Origin of the sequence: Pelosinus fermentans DSM 17108, assembly GCF_000271485.2 — a bacterium.
Taxonomy (GTDB): domain Bacteria; phylum Bacillota; class Negativicutes; order DSM-13327; family DSM-13327; genus Pelosinus; species Pelosinus fermentans.
Map to the genome: position 1 here is coordinate 3,104,533 of NZ_AKVN02000001.1, position 19,408 is coordinate 3,123,940.

19 protein-coding genes are annotated in these 19,408 nt (G+C 38.3%); 5 read left to right on the forward strand and 14 right to left on the reverse strand.

The window, feature by feature from the left end; translation table 11 throughout:
* The first annotated feature begins 82 nt into the window (after positions 1 to 82).
* Complete coding sequence (locus tag FR7_RS14345) at positions 83 to 754, forward strand: metal-dependent hydrolase (protein WP_007935542.1); 672 nt, start codon at positions 83 to 85, stop codon at positions 752 to 754.
* A 147-nt stretch (positions 755 to 901) separates the two neighbouring features.
* Here the strand turns inward: FR7_RS14345 and FR7_RS14350 are convergent, their stop codons facing one another.
* The 7 genes from FR7_RS14350 to FR7_RS14380 all read right to left on the reverse strand — a co-directional run bounded on the left by FR7_RS14350 (position 902) and on the right by FR7_RS14380 (position 7,103).
* Positions 902 to 2,458, reverse strand: a complete 1,557-nt coding sequence (locus FR7_RS14350) for an ABC-F family ATP-binding cassette domain-containing protein (protein ID WP_007935543.1) — start codon at positions 2,456 to 2,458, stop codon at positions 902 to 904.
* Positions 2,459 to 2,630: 172 nt separating this feature from the next.
* Entirely contained in the window at positions 2,631 to 2,882 is a 252-nt protein-coding gene (locus FR7_RS14355) for a GIY-YIG nuclease family protein (RefSeq protein ID WP_007935544.1), read from the reverse strand.
* Between the two features lie 10 nt (positions 2,883 to 2,892).
* Entirely contained in the window at positions 2,893 to 3,498 is a 606-nt protein-coding gene (locus FR7_RS14360) for a peptidylprolyl isomerase (RefSeq protein ID WP_007935545.1), read from the reverse strand.
* A 63-nt stretch (positions 3,499 to 3,561) separates the two neighbouring features.
* Entirely contained in the window at positions 3,562 to 4,194 is a 633-nt protein-coding gene (gene nth / locus FR7_RS14365; RefSeq protein WP_007935546.1) for an endonuclease III, read from the reverse strand.
* Between the two features lie 152 nt (positions 4,195 to 4,346).
* Positions 4,347 to 5,705 carry a PFL family protein gene (locus FR7_RS14370; protein WP_007935547.1) on the reverse strand — a complete coding sequence of 453 codons (1,359 nt, stop codon included), beginning with the start codon at positions 5,703 to 5,705 and terminating at the stop codon, positions 4,347 to 4,349.
* A 17-nt stretch (positions 5,706 to 5,722) separates the two neighbouring features.
* On the reverse strand, positions 5,723 to 5,992 hold the full coding sequence (locus FR7_RS14375) for an ACT domain-containing protein (RefSeq protein ID WP_007935548.1): 270 nt from the start codon (positions 5,990 to 5,992) through the stop codon (positions 5,723 to 5,725).
* Positions 5,993 to 6,191: 199 nt separating this feature from the next.
* Positions 6,192 to 7,103: an NAD(P)/FAD-dependent oxidoreductase gene (locus tag FR7_RS14380; protein WP_007935550.1), complete on the reverse strand. Its 912-nt coding sequence runs from the start codon at positions 7,101 to 7,103 to the stop codon at positions 6,192 to 6,194.
* Positions 7,104 to 7,228: 125 nt separating this feature from the next.
* Between FR7_RS14380 and FR7_RS14385 the strand changes: the two genes are divergently transcribed.
* Positions 7,229 to 7,438, forward strand: coding sequence for a DUF896 domain-containing protein (locus FR7_RS14385; RefSeq protein WP_007935551.1), 210 nt, complete (start codon positions 7,229 to 7,231; stop codon positions 7,436 to 7,438).
* Positions 7,439 to 7,503: 65 nt separating this feature from the next.
* Here the strand turns inward: FR7_RS14385 and FR7_RS14390 are convergent, their stop codons facing one another.
* Together FR7_RS14390 and FR7_RS14395 are read right to left on the reverse strand one after the other, a co-directional pair.
* Positions 7,504 to 7,890, reverse strand: a complete 387-nt coding sequence (locus tag FR7_RS14390; RefSeq protein ID WP_007935552.1) for a DUF1540 domain-containing protein — start codon at positions 7,888 to 7,890, stop codon at positions 7,504 to 7,506.
* 150 nt (positions 7,891 to 8,040) lie between these two features.
* Positions 8,041 to 8,259, reverse strand: a complete 219-nt coding sequence (locus FR7_RS14395) for a hypothetical protein (RefSeq protein ID WP_007935553.1) — start codon at positions 8,257 to 8,259, stop codon at positions 8,041 to 8,043.
* A gap of 119 nt (positions 8,260 to 8,378) precedes the next feature.
* Here FR7_RS14395 and FR7_RS14400 point away from each other — a divergent pair, with 119 nt between their 5' ends.
* A complete protein-coding gene (locus FR7_RS14400) occupies positions 8,379 to 10,649 on the forward strand; it encodes a diguanylate cyclase (protein ID WP_007935554.1) in 2,271 nt (756 codons plus the stop codon).
* A gap of 101 nt (positions 10,650 to 10,750) precedes the next feature.
* Here the strand turns inward: FR7_RS14400 and FR7_RS14405 are convergent, their stop codons facing one another.
* A complete protein-coding gene (locus FR7_RS14405; RefSeq protein WP_007935555.1) occupies positions 10,751 to 12,052 on the reverse strand; it encodes an APC family permease in 1,302 nt (433 codons plus the stop codon).
* Between the two features lie 131 nt (positions 12,053 to 12,183).
* On the opposite strand from FR7_RS14405, the gene FR7_RS14410 reads away from it, so the two are divergent.
* Together FR7_RS14410 and FR7_RS14415 are read left to right on the forward strand one after the other, a co-directional pair.
* Complete coding sequence (locus FR7_RS14410) at positions 12,184 to 13,566, forward strand: [Fe-Fe] hydrogenase large subunit C-terminal domain-containing protein (protein ID WP_007935556.1); 1,383 nt, start codon at positions 12,184 to 12,186, stop codon at positions 13,564 to 13,566.
* A 367-nt stretch (positions 13,567 to 13,933) separates the two neighbouring features.
* A complete protein-coding gene (locus FR7_RS14415) occupies positions 13,934 to 15,289 on the forward strand; it encodes a pyruvate carboxylase subunit B (protein ID WP_007935557.1) in 1,356 nt (451 codons plus the stop codon).
* A gap of 59 nt (positions 15,290 to 15,348) precedes the next feature.
* Here FR7_RS14415 and FR7_RS14420 read toward each other — a convergent pair whose 3' ends face one another.
* The 4 genes from FR7_RS14420 to FR7_RS14435 all read right to left on the reverse strand — a co-directional run bounded on the left by FR7_RS14420 (position 15,349) and on the right by FR7_RS14435 (position 19,340).
* The gene (locus tag FR7_RS14420) at positions 15,349 to 17,010 is read right to left on the reverse strand and encodes a nucleoside kinase (RefSeq protein WP_007935558.1); all 1,662 of its coding nucleotides are present in this window, start codon (positions 17,008 to 17,010) and stop codon (positions 15,349 to 15,351) included.
* Between the two features lie 290 nt (positions 17,011 to 17,300).
* A complete protein-coding gene (locus FR7_RS14425; protein ID WP_007935559.1) occupies positions 17,301 to 18,290 on the reverse strand; it encodes an inorganic phosphate transporter in 990 nt (329 codons plus the stop codon).
* Complete coding sequence (locus tag FR7_RS14430; RefSeq protein ID WP_007935560.1) at positions 18,283 to 18,909, reverse strand: DUF47 domain-containing protein; 627 nt, start codon at positions 18,907 to 18,909, stop codon at positions 18,283 to 18,285. Before FR7_RS14430 ends, FR7_RS14425 begins: the two co-directional genes overlap by 8 nt.
* Positions 18,910 to 19,157: 248 nt before the next feature.
* Entirely contained in the window at positions 19,158 to 19,340 is a 183-nt protein-coding gene (locus tag FR7_RS14435; RefSeq protein WP_007935561.1) for a hypothetical protein, read from the reverse strand.
* Positions 19,341 to 19,408 lie beyond the last annotated feature (68 nt).

Below are 19,408 nucleotides of genomic sequence, written 5' to 3' on the forward strand. Positions count from 1 at the left end.
ATATATTAAACCTTCATTATTGATTTTCCTGGAAAGTTCCTTGTATACTATCAATAAAAGAGAAAATAAACAGGAGGCTACTATGCTTACATTGAAATTTCACGGTCATGCTTGCTTTCAGCTAACCTATAATCAGATTTCTATTGTATTTGATCCCTTTTTTACCGGTAATCCAAAGGCAACTCTATCGCCAGAAGAAATAAACTGCAACTATATTCTAACTTCCCACGGTCACGATGATCATTTAGGTGATACTGTTGCTATTGCCCAACGCACAGGTGCAACTGTCATTGCCACGGCTGAGATAGCTAAGTTTTGCAATGAACAAGGCTGTACTACTCATGCCATGCATATTGGCGGCAAACATTCCTTCGATTTCGGTTATGTGCGAATCACCCTTGCCTTCCACGGCTCAGGTATACCAGGAGGTCATGCCTGTGGTTTTATTGTCAACTTTTTCGGTAAGACAGTCTATTTTGCTGGTGATACAGGTATCTTTGGTGACATGGCATTGCTTGGGCGTTTAGAAAAAATTGATTATGCCTTACTGCCAATTGGTGACAATTACACCATGGGGCCATCAGATGCTGCCGAAGCTGCTAATTTATTAAAGCCTGGCAATGTCATACCGATGCACTATAACACTTGGCCTCTCATTGCTCAAGACCCATCAGTCTACAAAAAAGACGTGGAAGAGCGTTTTAATATTCCTGTACATATCATAAATCCCGGTGAAGAAATCACTTTGCTTTAAAACTTAGAACTTAAAACAATCGAACCACAAAGACGCGAAGGACACAAAGGGCTTGCCGCGGCAGCGGCATTGTGCTTTTGTGGTTCATAATGTTAGCATAGTAATAAAAAAACGCTCCCAATGTGAGGAGCGATTTTTTATTACACATTATATAACTTTTGTTGTCCAATCTTCGACGTTCCAGATATGTGTTACCCAGTCTTCATAAAAGTCTGGCTCATGAGATACCAAAAGAACAGTTCCTTTAAATTCAGCGAGAGCTTTTTTCAGCTCGGCTTTGGCATCTATATCCAAGTGATTGGTAGGTTCATCTAATACGAGCCAGTTTGCCTCTGTCAGCATTAATTTACATAATCGTACTTTCGCATTTTCACCACCGCTTAATACCATCATCTGGCTGGTGATATGATCATTCGTCAATCCACAGCGAGCTAATGCCTGACGTACTTCAAAGTGGCTTAGTCCAGGGTATTCCTGCCATACTTCTTCCATAGCGGTATTGTTATTATGACGATTGGATTCTTGTTCAAAATAACTTGAGTGCAAATTATCACCAAGTTCCACCTTGCCTGCGACTGGCTGAATTTTCCCCAATATGGTTTTTAAAAGCGTAGTTTTTCCTAAGCCATTGACACCACGAATGGCTACCTTCTGGCCCCGCTCTAATTGAAATGTAACAGGTCTCGTTAACGGTTCATCATAGCCCAATACTAAATCCTCAGCCTCAACAATCATGCGGCTTGGCGTTCTTGCTTCTTTAAAACGAAAGGTTGCTTTTGGTTTCTCCCGCGGCTTTTCCAATACTTCCATTTTATCCAATTGCTTCTGCCGGCTTTTTGCCCGTCCGGTAGTAGAGATACGAGCTTTATTACGGGAAATAAAGTCTTCTAATCGATCAATTTCTTGCTGCTGCCGTTCGTAAGCTTTTGACTCTTGCCCTTTACGTATATTGTATAATTGTTGAAACTGCTCATAATCTCCTGTATAGCGTGTCAATATCGTATTTTCCACATGATAAATGACATTTACAACCTCGTTTAAGAAGGGAATATCATGAGAGACTAGGATAAAGCTATTCTCATATTCTTTTAAATATCGCTTTAACCATTCAATATGCTCTACATCCAAATAGTTCGTAGGCTCATCTAAGAGTAAAATAGTTGGATTCTGCAATAATAATTTAGTTAATAATACCTTTGTTCTCTGCCCGCCGCTTAAATCAGCCACATCCCTATCAAGACCGATTTCAGCCAATCCTAAACCATTTGCTACTTCAAGAATCTTGGCATCAATCATGTAAAAACCGTTTGTCTCTAAAATGGTCTGAATCTCGCCTACATCTTCCATCATTTTATCTAGCTCTGCAGGTGATGCATCCCCCATGGTATCATAAATCGCCAGCATTTCAGCCTCCAGATCAAACATGCCTTGAAAAGCTTCCCGCAGTGCTTCCCGGATGGTTTTTCCTTTACTCAATACTGTGTGCTGATCCAAATATCCGACTGTTACTCGATTGGACCATTCTACCTTACCTTCATCAGGCATTAATTGCCCTGTAATAATATTTAAAAAGGTAGATTTTCCTTCACCATTTGCTCCAATTAAACCAACATGTTCTCCTTTTAATAAACGAAAGGATGCATTTTCTAGTATTTGTCTGCCGCCAAAGCCATGGGTTACATTTTCTACTGTTAATACGCTCAATCTATTCACCTGCATTGTTTAAATTTTTCTTTAACTTTTTTCGATATGTTTTATTATTGTAGCTTGTAAAACCTATTGTGTCAAAATCGATAATCCCTTCAACCACAAAAACGCAACGGCATGCAATGTTTACATACCTTTGCGTCCTTGTCATTCATAGTTTTCTCATCGTCTAACTATTGACAAATTCACGAATTAAATCCAACTTTTTACATCGTGGCATTTTTTTTATTCTTGCTTCACGTTTTTGTGCAGCACTTTGATTTGCTTGGGATTCCCAATACACAAGGGTTACCGGTACACGGCTGCTGGTATATTTAGCACCAATTCCCTCATTGTGGGCAGCAAGCCGTTTCTCCAAATCTACTGTCCAACCAGTATATAACGTGCCATCAGCACACTGAACAATATACGTATATGGCATGATTACTCTACTACGGCTGCTCAATGGTAATTTTTTTAATTACAACATCTTCTGCAGGTTTGTCGTTTGCCCCGACTTTAACCTTGCCAATTGCTTGAACAACCTCTAAACCAGTAGTGACTTTGCCAAAAACTGCATGCTTTTTATCCAACCAAGATGTAGGCGCTAATGTAATGAAAAACTGTGATCCACCTGTATTCGGTCCCGCGTTGGCCATAGAAAGGACGCCGGCGCTGTCATGTTTTAAATCAGGGTGAAATTCATCTTTAATCGTATACCCAGGTCCCCCTGTACCATTTCCTTTAGGATCACCGCCTTGAATCATAAATCCATCGATAACCCGATGAAAGATCAATCCATCATAGAACTTTTTGTTTACCAGGTCAATAAAGTTCTTAGTGGTGACAGGTGCTTTATCTTCAAATAATTCTATTTTAAAGTCACCTTTGGAAGTCTCAAATTTGGCTATACTATTCTTTTTTGCAATCGTTGTTTGTTTCGGCGTGCTCTCTGGAGCTGCCTGACTACCTGTATTGCCAGTATTACCAGAGCACCCGGCAATCAAAAATACTTGTACAAATAAAACAAGCAGCATACTTACAATCTTCTTTGACATGATATTCCTCCCGAAGTTTAAATTACCTTCTCATTATATCATCACTACAGAAAATCACAAACTTTAGAGAATCTTACTTGGGCATAATGCAGCTAAAGGACAGGTATTACATTCTGGTTTCCGCGCTTTACAAATTCTTCGTCCATGCCAAATAAGCCAATGATGCGCATCACTCCATTTATTGCGAGGTATCGCTTTCATCAGCCCTTCTTCTACAGTTAAAGGGGTATCTCCTTTGGCTAATCCCAGTCGATTGGATACTCGAAATACATGAGTATCTACAGCAATTGCCGGAATGTTAAATAATTGACTTAGTACGACATTTGCCGTCTTTCTGCCAACACCTGGCAGGGTAATTAATTCCTCAAAGGTTTCTGGAACCTTTTCATCATATTCTCGGCATAAAATATCACAAGTCGCCATAATATTGCGAGCCTTACTGTGATATAATCCACAATCTCGAATATATGCCTCTAGCTTTTCCAAACCCATCTCTTTAATCTTTGTGGGCGTATTATATTCGGGAAACAAACGTTTCGTTATAATATTAACCCGTACATCGGTACATTGAGCGGATAAAACTACAGCGATTAATAATTCAAATGGGGAAGAATAATCCAGGGCTGTGGCAGTACCTTGATAGCGTTCTTCTAATATAGATAGCATTTCTTGTTTGACAGCTTTGGTAATACGCATATGTTCCTCCTAAAAAAGTAAACTTATCGAAATATCACTATAATTACTTTTTAATGTGTGCAGGATAGTTTACTCTTTGTAATCTGTAAAAAGCAAAAAGCTAACCCTTTCTTACTAAATGAAAGGGTTAGCTTTAATGTAAAACAATCTGACTAATTTGTCAAACTGCGTATCGGCGCAGGAATTCTGCCACCCCGAGCAATAAAGTCATCGGATTTAAAAGTGTTCACAGGGATAATCGGACTATACCCCAAAAGACCGCCAAATTCTACACTGTCACCGACTTTTTTACCTGGAACAGGAATAATACGTACCGCTGTCGTCTTGTTATTAATCATGCCAATTGCTGCTTCATCTGCAATAATACCTGAAATAGTAGCCGCAGACGTATCTCCCGCTACAGCAATCATATCAAGTCCTACTGAACAGACACAAGTCATGGCTTCTAATTTTTCCAATGTCAAGCTGCCGCGTTCTACTGCTGCAATCATTCCTGCATCTTCGCTTACAGGAATAAAGGCTCCGCTCAACCCGCCAACGTGAGATGAAGCCATTAACCCGCCCTTTTTCACTGCATCATTCAATATTGCTAACGCTGCAGTAGTACCAGGTGCACCACAGCTTTCCAAACCCATTTCTTCTAGAATATGTGCAACACTATCACCGACCGCTGGTGTAGGTGCCAATGACAAATCAATAATACCAAAAGGCACACCCATCCGCCTGGAAGCCTCTTGGGCAACAAGTTGTCCTACTCGCGTAATTTTAAAGGCAGTTTTCTTGATGGTTTCTGCAACAGCGCTAAAATCTTGTCCTCTTACCTCTTCCAAGGCGCGTTTTACCACACCAGGACCACTGACTCCTACACTGATTACCTTTTCCGCTTCTCCTACACCATGAAAAGCACCAGCCATAAAAGGATTGTCTTCAGGGACGTTTGCAAAAACCACTAACTTTGCACACCCTAGAGCATCACGGTCACTAGTAAGTTCAGCAGTTCGTTTAATAATCTGTCCCATTTCTCGTACACAGTCCATATTAATTCCCGCCTTGGTAGAGGCCAGATTAATGGAAGAACAGACTCTTTCCGTTTGTGCCAAAGCTTCTGGAATCGATTGGATCAAAATCCGATCCCCTTTTGTATATCCTTTTTCAACTAAAGCCGAAAAACCACCAATAAAGTTAACACCAACGGTCTTGGCTGCAGCATCTAATGCCTGAGCCACAGGAACATAACTATCAGTATGACAACTCTCAGCAACTATGGCAATGGGCGTCACGGAAATACGTTTATTAATAATAGGTATACCGTATTCTGCTTCAATATCTTCCCCCGTACGAACCAAATGCTCTCCTGCCCGCGTAATCTTCTCATAAATGTTCTGACAGAAGATTTTTATATCAGGATGACAGCAATCTCGCAAACTAATGCCTAATGTAATGGTACGAACATCAAAATTGTTTTGCTCAATCATCCGATTTGTTTCTAATATTTCCTGAATTGTTAACATCAACGTTCCTCCTTACTTTATATCCGGTGCATGATTTGAAAAATGTCTTCATGCTGCGCTTTTATATCCAAGCCAAGCTCATCGCCTTTTCCCTTTAAAATCTGCTGCATATCTTTAAGACTTACTTTGCTGCTCGCCATATCCACAATCATTACCATGTTAAAAAATCCATCTAAAATATTTTGATTAATATTTAAGATATTTACACTGTTAACCGCCAAAATTTCACTAACCATTGCTACAATTCCTACTCTATCCTGTCCCACAATTGTAATTACTGCTTTCATTTTTTCACTCTCCACGCACAATATTTGAAATTCCCCTAGTTTTGTCTTCTTTGAAAATACATTTGTAATATTTTTAAGAGATATTATTCTATTATACGGTATTTACAGCAAAAGCCAATACCTTGCATTAAAATTTATATTTTCCGACAACTTTAAAGAGTATGCGGCAAGTCTTAAAGTAGGACTTGCCACGTACTCTTTACTCCTTATGCAACAAATAATCATAAGCCATCAAAGCAGCTTTAGCACCATCTCCTGCGGCGATTACGATTTGTTTATCAGGGCCATCTGTAATATCTCCAGCTGCATACACTCCTGGAATATTGGTTCTAGAACGGCAATCGACCATCAATTCTTTTCTCTTATTCATCCTAACGATATCTTCTATGTACTCAGAATTGGGTTCTAAGCCAATTTCTACAAAAACCCCATCGATAGCCAGATCTTGAAGTTTTCCCGTCGTAATCTCACGGATCGTAATCTTTTCCACTACTTCATTACCATAAATTCCTTCTGATTCATAACCGATTTTTTCAATAATATTGGTAGCAGCTTTCATTTTTTCAAGAATAATCGGATCAGCAATATAATGATCATTTCGTACCACTAAGTATACGTTATGTGCAATTTTGCTAAGTTCGAGAGCTGCTTGAACTGCTGAGTTGCCGCCCCCTATGACAGCTACCGCTTTATTGTCAAAAAAGGGACCATCACAAGTGGCGCAATAGCTAACTCCCCGTCCGGTGAATTCCTTTTCGCCTGGTATGTCTAACCCCCTAGGTCTTTTACCTGTGGCTAGTATCACAGTTTTACTTTGATATTCCTTCTCTTCTGTCTTAACCAAAAATGTACCATCTTGATTCACTACAAAACCATTTACTTCTTCGTATTGAATGGCAACGGCAAAACGTTTCACCTGTTCTTCAAATTTCCCCATTAGTTCTGGACCACTAATAAATTGATACCCCATATAATTTTCTATTTCTTTTGTCCACATGAGTTGTCCGCCAAATTCTTTTGTCAGTAGCAGCGTATTCATTTTTTTGCGAGCTGCATACACTGCGGCAGTCAGTCCGGCGGGTCCACCGCCTATAATAATCAAATCATACATATATTTTCATCCTTTACGTTTTTTTACTTTACAAAATGCAAATATAATAATAAAATTTTGTAAAATGTTATTATTATTCTCTTATCTAAATAATAACATAAATAGGAAGTGAGGTCTTCATTATTATGATAACACCAGAAGATATTTCTAGGATTAATGAACTAGGACGAAAGCAAAAGGCAGGAACATTAACAGAAGAAGAACTAGCAGAACAAGCCAAGTTGCGACGTTTGTATATCGATACGATTAAGGGTCATGTAAAAACCCATTGTGATGCACAGCAAACCGCTAATCATGCTCACGGTTGTTCTTGCGGCTGTGATCACAAACACTAATTTCTAAGTTTACAGGACTAATAAAAAAATGCCGAAGGCTGATAGCAGCTTTCGGCATTTTTTTATTAGTTCTTCTTTTTAAAGGTTCTGCAATCTGTATCATCTGTTTTGGCAGCATTAGCTCCAAATACATCAATTTGGGATGCATTGCAGACATTGTTACCTTGCCAGTAACTACAGTTATTCACAAAGCACTCTACCTCAGGTGTTACTTGGGTACCATCCATAAAGGCTGCAGATATGGTCCCGCCAATATTAGCATTATGCAGTGCTCCTATCATATCCCCCATCGTCTTACGGTCATGAAAGGACTTACATTGCGTGTCTTTTACTTGTTCTGACTTTCCAGTTGCTTCTTCATTATAAATGCTAATTTTAGCTGCCATGCATTGATCACCAGGCATATAATGACTGCATTGATCCACGCTACACTTTACTATGGGATTCGACATAAAATCACTCCTTCTTGTACATTTTTTTCTGAATCCAGTATTTTTACAACAACATTGTAGGTGACAATCCACTTATTTATTTCTGTATTAGTATCCTACCATGTGCATTTTTTTATCCGTCGAATTGATTTTTCAATAAAAAATGGATTGCTAAATATAAATCAATTGCAAGGCAATTCTTGCATCATAACCGCATTCAGCGCAATACAAGATATGGATACATTGATTCTCTATATCGCTTTCCATATAGGGACTATAGGGTCCTACATAATTTTGCAACGATCCACCATCTAATAATTGTTCTCCGCAAATAGGACACTGATCTTTAATCACGTCTAAACCATTGCAAGCAGGGCAAAGTTTATCCATTGTAAGACCTCACTCATTTTTAGTATCTTGTATTGATAGGCTCTACTAGCACATTGTAAACTTTTAAACAATCTGAGCATATGATAAAACAAAATCACTCTACGTAAGAGGTGACAAATATGCTGGTCATAGCTCACAATATGCTAGGAATTTTCACAATTATACTTGGAGTTATTATCTCCTTTATTGCTTGGCATGGTATCAGCAAAAATGCAAATCATTACAGTTACTTGAAAGGAAAAGCAATCAGTTTTTTCATATTATGTGCCAGCATCTTAGATTTGTTGCAGCTGCTTTCTTATTCTGCAAATAATCCGACTGATACGAGTTGGATTATGTATTGGATGATTGCTTGTATCGTATGGGCCTGTGCTCTCTTATACACCATACGTCTTACATTAACAACACCCCGGCCTGCTGACACATTCTTGTTTTACACTGCAAGTTTATTGCTAATAGGATTACTTACAGGGCTGCTTACTAATTTTAGCTTTACTTTTGATAAATTTGATACATTGCCATCATTTCTCCACATCGACAATACAAATCATCCATTAGTTACTTCTACCTTATTGATAGCTATTAGTATTCATAGTATTTCACTTATTATTCTGCGCCGTAACTTCTCCCAATATATAACAGGTGATTATATACAAATCGCTTTACTTTTTGGCATTCTGTCTAATTTAGCCTACCTTTCAGATGTTTCTATTCAAACTAATATGTTCGCTCACCTTTGTAAATGTTTTGCCTATTATTTTGTTCTGCGAGCTGTGTTTAAATTTGTAATCAAACATCCTTATGAACAATTGCTTCTATTTAAAGAACAATTAGAACAATTGGCTGTCAACAATGCCGAATTATATAAAAAATCAGAGCAACAGCGAAATTTACTGGAAGATACTTTATCAAAAATCGGCACTATTATTTCTTCACAACTCAATGTAAAAGATACTCTTGATGCAATCGCTGATATGGTGACTGATTTAATGCATTCTCGGCAAAGTTTAATCGGTCTATTATGTACGAACCAAACCCATCTCCAAGTGGTTGCGACTTATGGCATCAATACGCCTCCAACCTGTATTCCATTAAACCATTGTTTACGCGGGCAGGTGATAGAGCAGAATATAGCTCTTTCTATTAATGATCTATCCCAGCATCCTGATATACAAAAACCGCAGCTCATATTTTCCAGCATCCAATCCATGATTTGTGCACCTTTAATTCATGACGGTGAAGTCATTGGGATTATCGAAGCCTATTCTTCTGATCTTAATGCTTTTAATGAAAGCGATCTTCGATTTCTAACAGCTTTGGGTCGTCATGCAGGCACAGCCATTGCCAGTGCTATGCTTTTTGAAAAGACAAAGCTCCATCTTGAAGAAGAGAAATTTTTATCAGAAATATCTCAAACTACTTCTACAACTATTGATACCAATACAATCATTGAACATTGTACTTCTCATGTAATGAAAGCACTCAATGCTGACGTAGCCGTCGGTATGCTTATTGATGCTGACAAAAAAAACTTTACTATTATCTCTTCGATTAATTTCAATTACAAACTGGTAAAAATGAATCTCGACTCTTATCCTGCATTGGCACCTTTACTGGAAACCTTTAGACCTTGTATTACAGCCGCAAATACCTTTGCTCCTTTCGCTGAACTGTATGACCAGAATGCATCTAGATATATGATGGTGTTGCCAATTGCTGTAGAAGAAAATCTTCTGGGGTTAATACTCTTAGGGTGGCAGCATTTCATTGCTCCTGAGCGTTTAAACCGTATATCCTTTGCATTTTTAATGTCCCAGCAAATCGCTCTTGGTTTGGAAAAAGCTCATTTATATAACCAAATAAAATTAATGGCTCTTTCTGACAGCCTCACAGGTCTAGCAAACCGACGAAATTTTGATATGTTTCTGACCATTGAGCTAAAACGTGCAGCTTCCTTAAAGCGTCCATTAAGTTTAATTATGTTGGATCTTGATAAGTTTAAACGCTATAACGATTCTTATGGGCATGTCACAGGTGACAAATTATTAAGTCAACTTGGCCAAATTCTCCAATATAATGTGCGCAATATTGATTTGCCAGCACGTTACGGAGGAGAAGAGTTTAGCATTATTTTACCTGAATGCAGTAGTAATGAAGCAAAATCCCTTGGCGAAAAATTACGTCAAATCATCGAAAGCGAAAGCTTTCCTGATGACGCTGGAACCACTACAGCAAAAATCACTGCCAGTTTAGGGATTGCCACTTATGATCCTGCTGTTTCTGCGATTCCTCCTAGTAGAGAAAAAATTACTGAGCTCGCCGACAAAGCACTCTATCAGGCTAAAAAAGAAGGCCGCAACCGTGTAATCACAAGCATTATCATCTCTTAATATTAGGATCAAATGGCAAAACCTTAGTTAGCTGGCATAATAAAAAATCATCAGCAGGAATATTCCTGCTGATGATTTTTACTATTTCTTGTCGGCATTTCTTATTTTACAAACCAATAGACCGGCAAACCAACTACGGTAATACCAATAGCCACCATTGCATCCATTGGCTTATTCATAAACATACTTGCAATAATATAGAACGCCCCTAAAATCGCAATCATAGGTATAATTGGATAACCAGGCACGCTATAAGAACGTTTAGCATTGGGATACCGTTTTCGAAGAATAAATACGGCGATAAACGCAGAAACATAAAAAGTCCACATTACGAACATCGCAATATCAGTAAGGCTATCTGGATCCCAGAAAATCATTAAAGCAGTTGCCAGACTCGCTTCTAATAACATTGCATTTACTGGCGCTCCAACTGAAGCTGGAACTTTTGCCAATATAGATGAAGCCGGCAATTGTTTATTCAATGCCATCGCATAAGGAACACGTCCATTGGTAAGAATATAGCCATTGAGGGCACCAAAAATAGATACCAAAATACCTATACTGATAATTTTGCCTCCCATCTCACCAAACAATAATCCTGCAGTAGTACTGGCAGCCATTTTTCCTAATGCAGCAATTTCCGCAGCAGGCAATACATGCATAATCGCCATATTCATAGTAAGATATGCGATCATCACGATTCCAAGCCCAAAAACAATGGCCATAGGCAATTGTTTCGCTGGATTTTTCATTTCTCCCGCTACGAAACTTACACCAACCCAACCATCATATGCCCATAACGTAGCTAAAATGGCTGCTCCCATGCCAAGAGGAGGGGTAACACCACTCGTCATGCCAAGAATTTGTCCATTTCCCTTCCATAAACCAAATATAACAATAAGTGCAATAGGAATTAATTTACCAATGGTAGCAACTGTTTGAATAAAACCCCCATATTTAGTACCTAAACAATTGACACCCGTCATAAAAAATACACTGCCCACCGCAATCGGCAGCCTCAATTCTTCGCTAATGCCAAAAAAGGGCAATAGTAAAGAAGAAAAATATAATCCAAGGGCTCCAATTGTTGCAGGCCCGTAAATTACCGTCTGCATCCAACCATACAAATATGCCCATATCTTACCATATACTTCATTTAAATATGTGTATAAGCCTCCTGTTTTAGGAATTTGTACCCCTAACTCGGAAACTGTCAGCCCTGCGGCAAGTGTTATACTACCACCTAGTACCCAAGCCATAAGAGCCATTGTGGAATCACCAGCTGCTAAAATTACACTGCCGGATTTCATGAAAATTCCTGAACCAATAACCATGCCAACTACTAATGCCATTGCTGGCATTAATCCTAAATTTTTCTGAAGATTGCTTTGTCCATCTGCCACAACGATTACTCCTTCTTACGAATATTTTTCAGACTAAATACCAGAATATCAAATTTTGTGCACAACTGCAATAGGAATTAACGTAAAAATGGCTAATAATATGTAATAAAATAACATTTAGGAGGTATAATATGGATCATACTACTTTAAACATTAAACCACGCATTCTCTATCATGTAGCTAAAGCCGCCTGGGAAGGAACCTTATTTGATCGTCGAGAAGAAATTTGCACTATGGTATCAGAAGAATTTCAAGATAAACATACTCGCCGCCAAGTAGCAAACCAAATTCGTATTGCTATGGGACTAGATCCTCATGATAATGACCTAGTTCTTAATGATTATGATGAAGAAGCGCTCATGGGTATGAGCAATGACTCCATTATTATTACCAATCCAGATGCTTGCCAATCCTGTCCCACAGAGAAACGAAATTGTGAAAAAGCCTGCCCTTTGCAGGCAATCACTCGTGATGACTTAGGTAAGGTTTCTATAAACCAGGAAAAATGTCTAGGTGAAGGTCACTGTATCCAGGCATGCTCTTTTGGTGCCTTAGCAGAAAAATCTCAATTTGTCCCTCTTATCAACCTTTTAAAACAACATAGTCATCCTGTATATGCTTCTATCGCCCCTGCTTTTGCAGGACAATTTGGTGCAGAAGTTACTCCAGGTAAATTGCGTTCTGCACTTTTAAAAATGGGCTTTACCGATGTTCTAGAGACTGCTTTATATGCTGATTTAATTACTATGAAAGAAGCCTTTGAATTTGATGAGCATGTAAAAACGGATCAAGATTTTATGTTTACCAGTTGCTGTTGTCCAGTATGGATTAAATTAATAGAAAATAAATTCCCCGATCTTATGGAGCACATCTCCCCTTCTGTCTCACCAATGATCGCATCGGCTAGAGTCATTAAACAGTTTGAACCAGATGCCAAAGTGGTCTTTATCGGTCCATGCATCGCCAAGAAATCAGAAGCTCTGTTACCTGACGTAAAAGGAGCTATCGACTATGTGCTGACCTTTCAGGAGCTGGCTACTATTTTTGAAGCCACTAACATTCATCCTGCGGATCAGGAAGACCATGAAAAAGCAGTAGCCTCATGGGGAGGACGAGTCTATGCCTATACAGGAGGTGTAAGTGCTGCGGTAGCTACGACTTTAGAGAAATTGATTCCTCACAAAGTCCAAAAGCTAGTGTCCCTTAAAGTGGACGGTATTCCAGACTGCCAAAAGCTATTGGAACAAATTCGCAATGGTCAATTTACTGCGAATTTCATTGAAGGCATGGCTTGTAAAGGAGGTTGCGTCGGTGGTCCGGGTCGCTTGCTTCCCCCTGAAGAAGGACGAGAGCATGTTAAAAAATATGGTGCGATTGCTCTGGCTAATACACCTGTAGAAAATCCACAAGTTTATACGATCCTTGCCCGCTTAGGCCACGATAGCGGCATGCCTGGTCTATCAGGAAAAAGTCCTATGGCAGAATTATTGTCACGAAAATTGGTACAAGATTAAGATTCTGTATTCTAGTAGATCACCTTACAGATTTCCGATCTGACCGGCTCTTACGCCTCGCTGGTCGACAAAATCCTTGCAAACTTAACCAATCGCAATACACTAGTTAATTTCATAATATTATGTTCTTGTTTACTGAATATTCTTTTTTGCATACAATATACTAAAAAAAATTAAAAAAATTTAAAAAAATTTTAAACTAAATGACTAGCAAAAGCATGTGAAATAATGTAGAATTATAATTGATCAATCTTGTTACATATTTAACTAAGTAGTTCTGTAGTAAATTTCCAATTCACTTTTACTTGTATACTCTTATATTTTGGAAAGTTACCACAATTACTACATTCAAAAAAAGGGGGATAATATGTCTAGAAAACCTGTACAAATCATGGAAACAGTATTACGCGATGGTCATCAATCACTTGCTGCTACTCGCATGCGCCTCACGGATATGATACCAGTGTTAGAACAACTCGATAATATGGGATATTTTGCACTAGAAGCTTGGGGTGGTGCTACTTTTGATAGTTGCTTACGTTTCTTAGGTGAAGATCCTTGGGAACGCTTACGTACCTTGAAATCCCATTTGAAGAAAACTCCTATTTCTATGTTGCTAAGAGGTCAAAACATTCTTGGTTATAATCACTATGCTGACGATGTTGTTACTGCTTTTGTAAAGAAAATGGTTGAAAATGGTATTGGTGTTATTCGTGTATTTGATGCACTCAATGATGTGCGTAATCTTGAAGTAGCTATGAAAGCTGCTAAAGAATCTGGCGCTCATGTACAAGGTGTATGCGTATATACAATTAGCCCTTATCATACTGTAGAAAGCTACATTAAATTAGCACACCAATTGGTAGAACGTGGTGCAGACTCTATCTGCATTAAAGATATGTCTGGTCTGCTCAGACCTTATATTGCTCACGATCTAGTTAAAGCTTTAAAAGCAGATCCTAAAGTAGGTGTGCCTATTCAACTTCACACTCACTATACAAGCGGTATGGGCTCAATGACTTATTTAAAAGCTATTGAAGCTGGTGTAGATGTAATTGACTGTGCACTGTCACCATTTGCTCTTGGTACTTCTCAGCCTTGTACTGAAACTATGATTGCTGCTTTAGAAGGTACTGAGTATGATACTGGTCTGAATCGTCACGCACTCAAAGAGTCCGTTCTCCATTTTGCCAATGTTAAGAAAAGCTTGGCAGCTGACTTCAACCTCAAAACGAGCTTTGATGTTGATACAAATGTTCTTGACTTCCAAATTCCTGGCGGCATGCTTTCTAACTTATTCAACCAACTTAAAGAACAGGGTATTGAAGATAAATACCAAGATCTTTTGGAAGAAATGCCTCGTGTTCGTGCAGAGCTTGGCTATCCTCCATTGGTTACACCTACCAGCCAAATTATCGGTTCCATGGCTACCTTCAATGTAATGCTCGGCGAGCGTTATAAAATGGTACCACGTGAAATCAAAGACTTGGCTCGTGGTAAATATGGTAAAACTCCTATGCCGGTTGATGAATCTGTTCGTGAAAAGATCATTGGCAACGAACCTATCATTGATTATCGTCCTGCTGATGATATTGCACCACAAATGGATCTTCTTACTAAACAGCTTGCTGAAAAGGGTTATCCAAATGCATCAATTGAGGATATTTTATCCTATGCATTATTCCCTGAAGTGGCTTTAAAATTCTTTGAAAAGAATCGTTAAGAAGTAACATAAAAAATCCCCCCTAACTTTTAGGTTAGGGGGGATTTTTTTATGTAGTTTTACTCATGGAAGCATGATTCTCCAATAAACTCTCGCAAAATGGAATTCGTTGGAATTTCACAATCATCAATATCTTGAAAATAGGAAAGGAATTTTAACAACCTTGTCGCTTCGGAATAAGCTACCTGATCTGCTGTGATTTTTTGCAATAATGGTTCTGCATATTTTTTTAGAACTCCTAGTTCATAAATTAATGCTGAATTAAACATAATATCTGCATCTTCTTGGAAGGGAAAAATATTCCGTTCCTCACCTCTTCTAACAGAGTGCCACATATTGAGAGTCGTCAGAGCATCATGAGACCGAAATTGGCTATCTCTGACAATTCTTCGTATGAGTCGTCCATCAGTAGTAGGTATACGGTTATGATTATCAATGGATAGTTGTGTTAACGCACTAATATAAATTTTTACTTTATGCTCTCTGGCAACAGCTGCCGTGAGCCTTTCATTGAGCCCATGAATCCCCTCAATAATAAGAGGTTGATCCTTTGTAATTTGAATGATATTTCCCCGATATTCCCGCTGACCATTTATAAAATTAAAAGAAGGCACGCTAACAGCCTCACCAGCTAATATTTTACATAAATGATCGTTAAAAAGTTCTAAATCAATAGCTTCAATAGCCTCAAAATCATAGGCCCCCTTTTCATCTTTGGGAGTTCGGTCACGATCAACGAAATAATTATCTAAGGATAGTGCTACAGGCCGCATAGCATTCACCCTAAGCTGAACAGTTAAACGCTGAGCAAAGGTCGTTTTACCTGATGAAGAAGGACCTGCCACTAAAATTAATCTCACTTCTTTGTGCTCAGCTACAAAATCAGCAATTTGTGCTATTTTTTTCTCATGCAATGCTTCTGCGACTCTCATAATATCCTTAATCTTACCATTTTCTACGTATTCATTTAATGTAGCTACATAACCACACTCTAAAATAGCACCCCAGCGTTCCGCCTCCAAAAATATATCTGATAGTTTTTGCTGAGGTACAAAGGCGGGCAATTGGTCAGGTGATTCTTTTTCGGGAAATCGTAAAATAAAGCCAGCGGCATGCTGCCTTAATTCAAATATTTTCAAATGCCTTGTACTCGGCGTCATCGTGCCATAGAAATAATCATATGTATTGCCACAATAATAAACCCGAACATTTTTACGGTTCAATTGCTTCAAATGCTTCACTTTTTCAGATTGCCCAGTGGCTTCAAATAAGGCTACTGCTTGCGCAATAGGAATACTCTTCATAGTTATGGGTCTATCTGCATTAATAATCTCTTGCATACGCCTTGTTATTAATTCTAGATGATTTATCGTAACTGCCTCACCAATATGCAGCTCGCAATATAAACCCTTACTTAATGAGTGTTCTACAGTAACTTCTCCTAATGGGAATAATTCAGACACGGCAGTAATCATTACAAAAGTCAAGCTGCGCTGATAAACTTTGATACCTGAATCCGTATGTAAATCTAAAAATTCAACGCTACAATCAGAGACTACTTTATACTGTAAGTCTCTGATCTCATTGTCCACTCTGGCGGCTACTATTGGCGTAGTATATCGCTTCTGTACAACCTGGCTGATATCTAACAAAGTTGTTCCAGAATCATACAGGCCTATTTCACCATTTGCAAAAGAAAGGGTAATTTGCTTTTTTTTCATCAATCTGCCTCCCGTTTATACGTTATTATATACTAACAGTAAAGATCAACTTAACTCTTTCATATCAATGAGCTCTTTTGACTTGTAAATCGGCTACTAGATCATTCTTTTATAATTATATTTTAACATAACTCTTCCTAATCCATAAAGCTTGGTAATTTTATTTATCCTATGACTAAGCCGCTCTAAAAGATACGTCTTCTAAGAACGTCTAAGTCCTAAAGATAAAGAAGGCAAATAAGCATTCAATACTTATTTGCCAGCAATTATTTATGTATTTATTATACCAACTAAAAAAACAAAGACATGACTTTATAAGCCAAGGCACTTACCAAAGCTGTGCAAGGAATTGTTAATATCCACGCCATGAGCATTTGCTGCGCTACACCCCAGTGAACTGCACTAATGCGTTTTGAAGTTCCTACCCCCATGATAGATCCTGAAACCACATGTGTTGTACTTACTGGCAAATGTAATAATGTTGCACCAAAAATGATCAATGAAGAATTCAAATCTGAGGCAAAGCCACTGATCGGCTCCAATTTAAAAATCTTACTGCCCATGGTACGGATAATTCTCCAACCACCTGCTGCCGTACCTAATCCCATAGCCGTAGCTGCTGATAACTTAACCCAGATAGGAACATCTAAACTGGTTAAATAGCCTGTACTCACTAAGGTCAAAGTAATGATCCCCATAGCCTTTTGCGCATCGTTTGATCCATGGGAAAAAGCCATCATGGCTGCTGTCAATATTTGTGCTTTCTTAAATTTAGGATTAATACGCGATGGAGCTTTTCTGCCAAATATCCACAATAGAACTGTCATAACGGTAAATCCTGTAATCATGGCAATGACTGGAGAACAGATTAAGGCAGCAACAATTTTCAAAATACCTTCTATTTTAAGCGCCTCATAACCTGTAGAAACTAATACTGCACCAACGACTCCGCCTACTAAAGCATGAGAGGAACTACTAGGAATCCCTTTCCACCAAGTTAGCAAATTCCAGAAAATTGCACCGATGATCGCTGCAATAATAATGTGCTGATTCACCATCTGCGCCGACTTTACCAGATCGCTGCCAATTGTCTTAGCAACGCCTGTACTGTACATAGCACCGAGAAAGTTAAGCATTGCAGCCATCCATACTGCAACCCTTGGTGTTAATGCTCGTGTAGACACCGATGTAGCTATAGCATTAGCAGTATCATGAAATCCATTAATATAGTCAAAGGCTAATGCTAATAAAACGACAAAAATGATCAATGTATCAGGCATATTTCATAACCACGCCCCGCAATAAGTCTGCAATGTCTTCACAGTGGTCAAGGGCGTCCTCCATATGTTCCAATATTTCTTTCCATTTAATAACCTCGATTGGATCAGAGCAGGTTTCAAATAAAAGAGCTACTTCTCTTCGATAAATATTGTCGCCTTGGGTTTCTAAGTCAGCAATTTTATGCGTGTGACTAAGGATTTTCTCTTGATTTCCCTTAATGTTCTTAAACAAAGTAAATACCGCTACCATTTCCTCGGTACAGTCCACTAGCACATTAACTAATTGGACAGCTCCTGGTGCAGGTTTTCCAGCCTTATAGAGCACCATACGCTGCATTGTACCTTGTAGAAAATCCACAACATCATCTAACATTGTTGCCAAAGAATAAATATCCTCGCGATCAAGAGGTGTAATAAATGTCTGATTTAACTTATCAATGATTGCATCATTAATATCGTCAGCTTTATGCTCAATATCAGAAATTTGCGCCATTTTCTGCTCAAGCTGCGTATACTCATTCATTACACTTTGAAGCACATAAGCCCCTTCCCGCAACACCATACTACTTTCTACAAATAACTTAAAAAATTCATCCTCTTTTGGTTTTAAGCCAAACATCTTTGAACCCCCATTTTTCAAAATTAGAAAAATTTAGTATACAAAATGAACCCAATAAAATTAGCCCAAAAATACTATATCATCAATATCATAATAAAACAATGACCTATATTATAGTAAACCATAAGTTTGATTTTTAAAAATAATGCAAATTTTATAACATTTCTTTTTTTTTATCCATTAATATGAAATCAAATACACAGGAAAAGAGGGTGAACCAAAAATGTGTTCACCCATCTTTGCTGGATTTACCTCTCCATCAGCCTACGCAATAAACGATAAGCTACCATAGAAGCAGGCGCACGTTGAATTGCAAATCTCATACCTAAAACAAAAATGATCACTGGCCCAATTACATGTATTATCCAAAACAAAGAACGAGGAAACTCTAAGACTGTATCATCAATACAATTTTTATGCTGTCGTCCCAAATTCATCTCCTCCTTTATTGTAGTATTTCCTTCCATACTACAATCTACAAATGGATAATAGTGTAATT

Bases quoted from the DNA above. Each gene is read 5' to 3' on its own strand.
- FR7_RS14420 (WP_007935558.1), bottom strand. From the start codon at position 17,010: ATGAAAAAAAAGCAAATTACCCTTTCTTTTGCAAATGGTGAAATAGGC.
- FR7_RS14415 (WP_007935557.1), top strand. From the start codon at position 13,934: ATGTCTAGAAAACCTGTACAAATCATGGAAACAGTATTACGCGATGGT.
- FR7_RS14355 (WP_007935544.1), bottom strand. From the start codon at position 2,882: ATGCCATATACGTATATTGTTCAGTGTGCTGATGGCACGTTATATACT.
- FR7_RS14385 (WP_007935551.1), top strand. From the start codon at position 7,229: ATGATAACACCAGAAGATATTTCTAGGATTAATGAACTAGGACGAAAG.
- FR7_RS14430 (WP_007935560.1), bottom strand. From the start codon at position 18,909: ATGTTTGGCTTAAAACCAAAAGAGGATGAATTTTTTAAGTTATTTGTA.
- FR7_RS14400 (WP_007935554.1), top strand. From the start codon at position 8,379: ATGCTGGTCATAGCTCACAATATGCTAGGAATTTTCACAATTATACTT.
- nth (WP_007935546.1), bottom strand. From the start codon at position 4,194: ATGCGTATTACCAAAGCTGTCAAACAAGAAATGCTATCTATATTAGAA.
- FR7_RS14375 (WP_007935548.1), bottom strand. From the start codon at position 5,992: ATGAAAGCAGTAATTACAATTGTGGGACAGGATAGAGTAGGAATTGTA.
- FR7_RS14395 (WP_007935553.1), bottom strand. From the start codon at position 8,259: ATGGATAAACTTTGCCCTGCTTGCAATGGTTTAGACGTGATTAAAGAT.
- FR7_RS14390 (WP_007935552.1), bottom strand. From the start codon at position 7,890: ATGTCGAATCCCATAGTAAAGTGTAGCGTGGATCAATGCAGTCATTAT.
- FR7_RS14410 (WP_007935556.1), top strand. From the start codon at position 12,184: ATGGATCATACTACTTTAAACATTAAACCACGCATTCTCTATCATGTA.
- FR7_RS14380 (WP_007935550.1), bottom strand. From the start codon at position 7,103: ATGTATGATTTGATTATTATAGGCGGTGGACCCGCCGGACTGACTGCC.
- FR7_RS14345 (WP_007935542.1), top strand. From the start codon at position 83: ATGCTTACATTGAAATTTCACGGTCATGCTTGCTTTCAGCTAACCTAT.
- FR7_RS14370 (WP_007935547.1), bottom strand. From the start codon at position 5,705: ATGTTAACAATTCAGGAAATATTAGAAACAAATCGGATGATTGAGCAA.
- FR7_RS14360 (WP_007935545.1), bottom strand. From the start codon at position 3,498: ATGTCAAAGAAGATTGTAAGTATGCTGCTTGTTTTATTTGTACAAGTA.
- FR7_RS14425 (WP_007935559.1), bottom strand. From the start codon at position 18,290: ATGCCTGATACATTGATCATTTTTGTCGTTTTATTAGCATTAGCCTTT.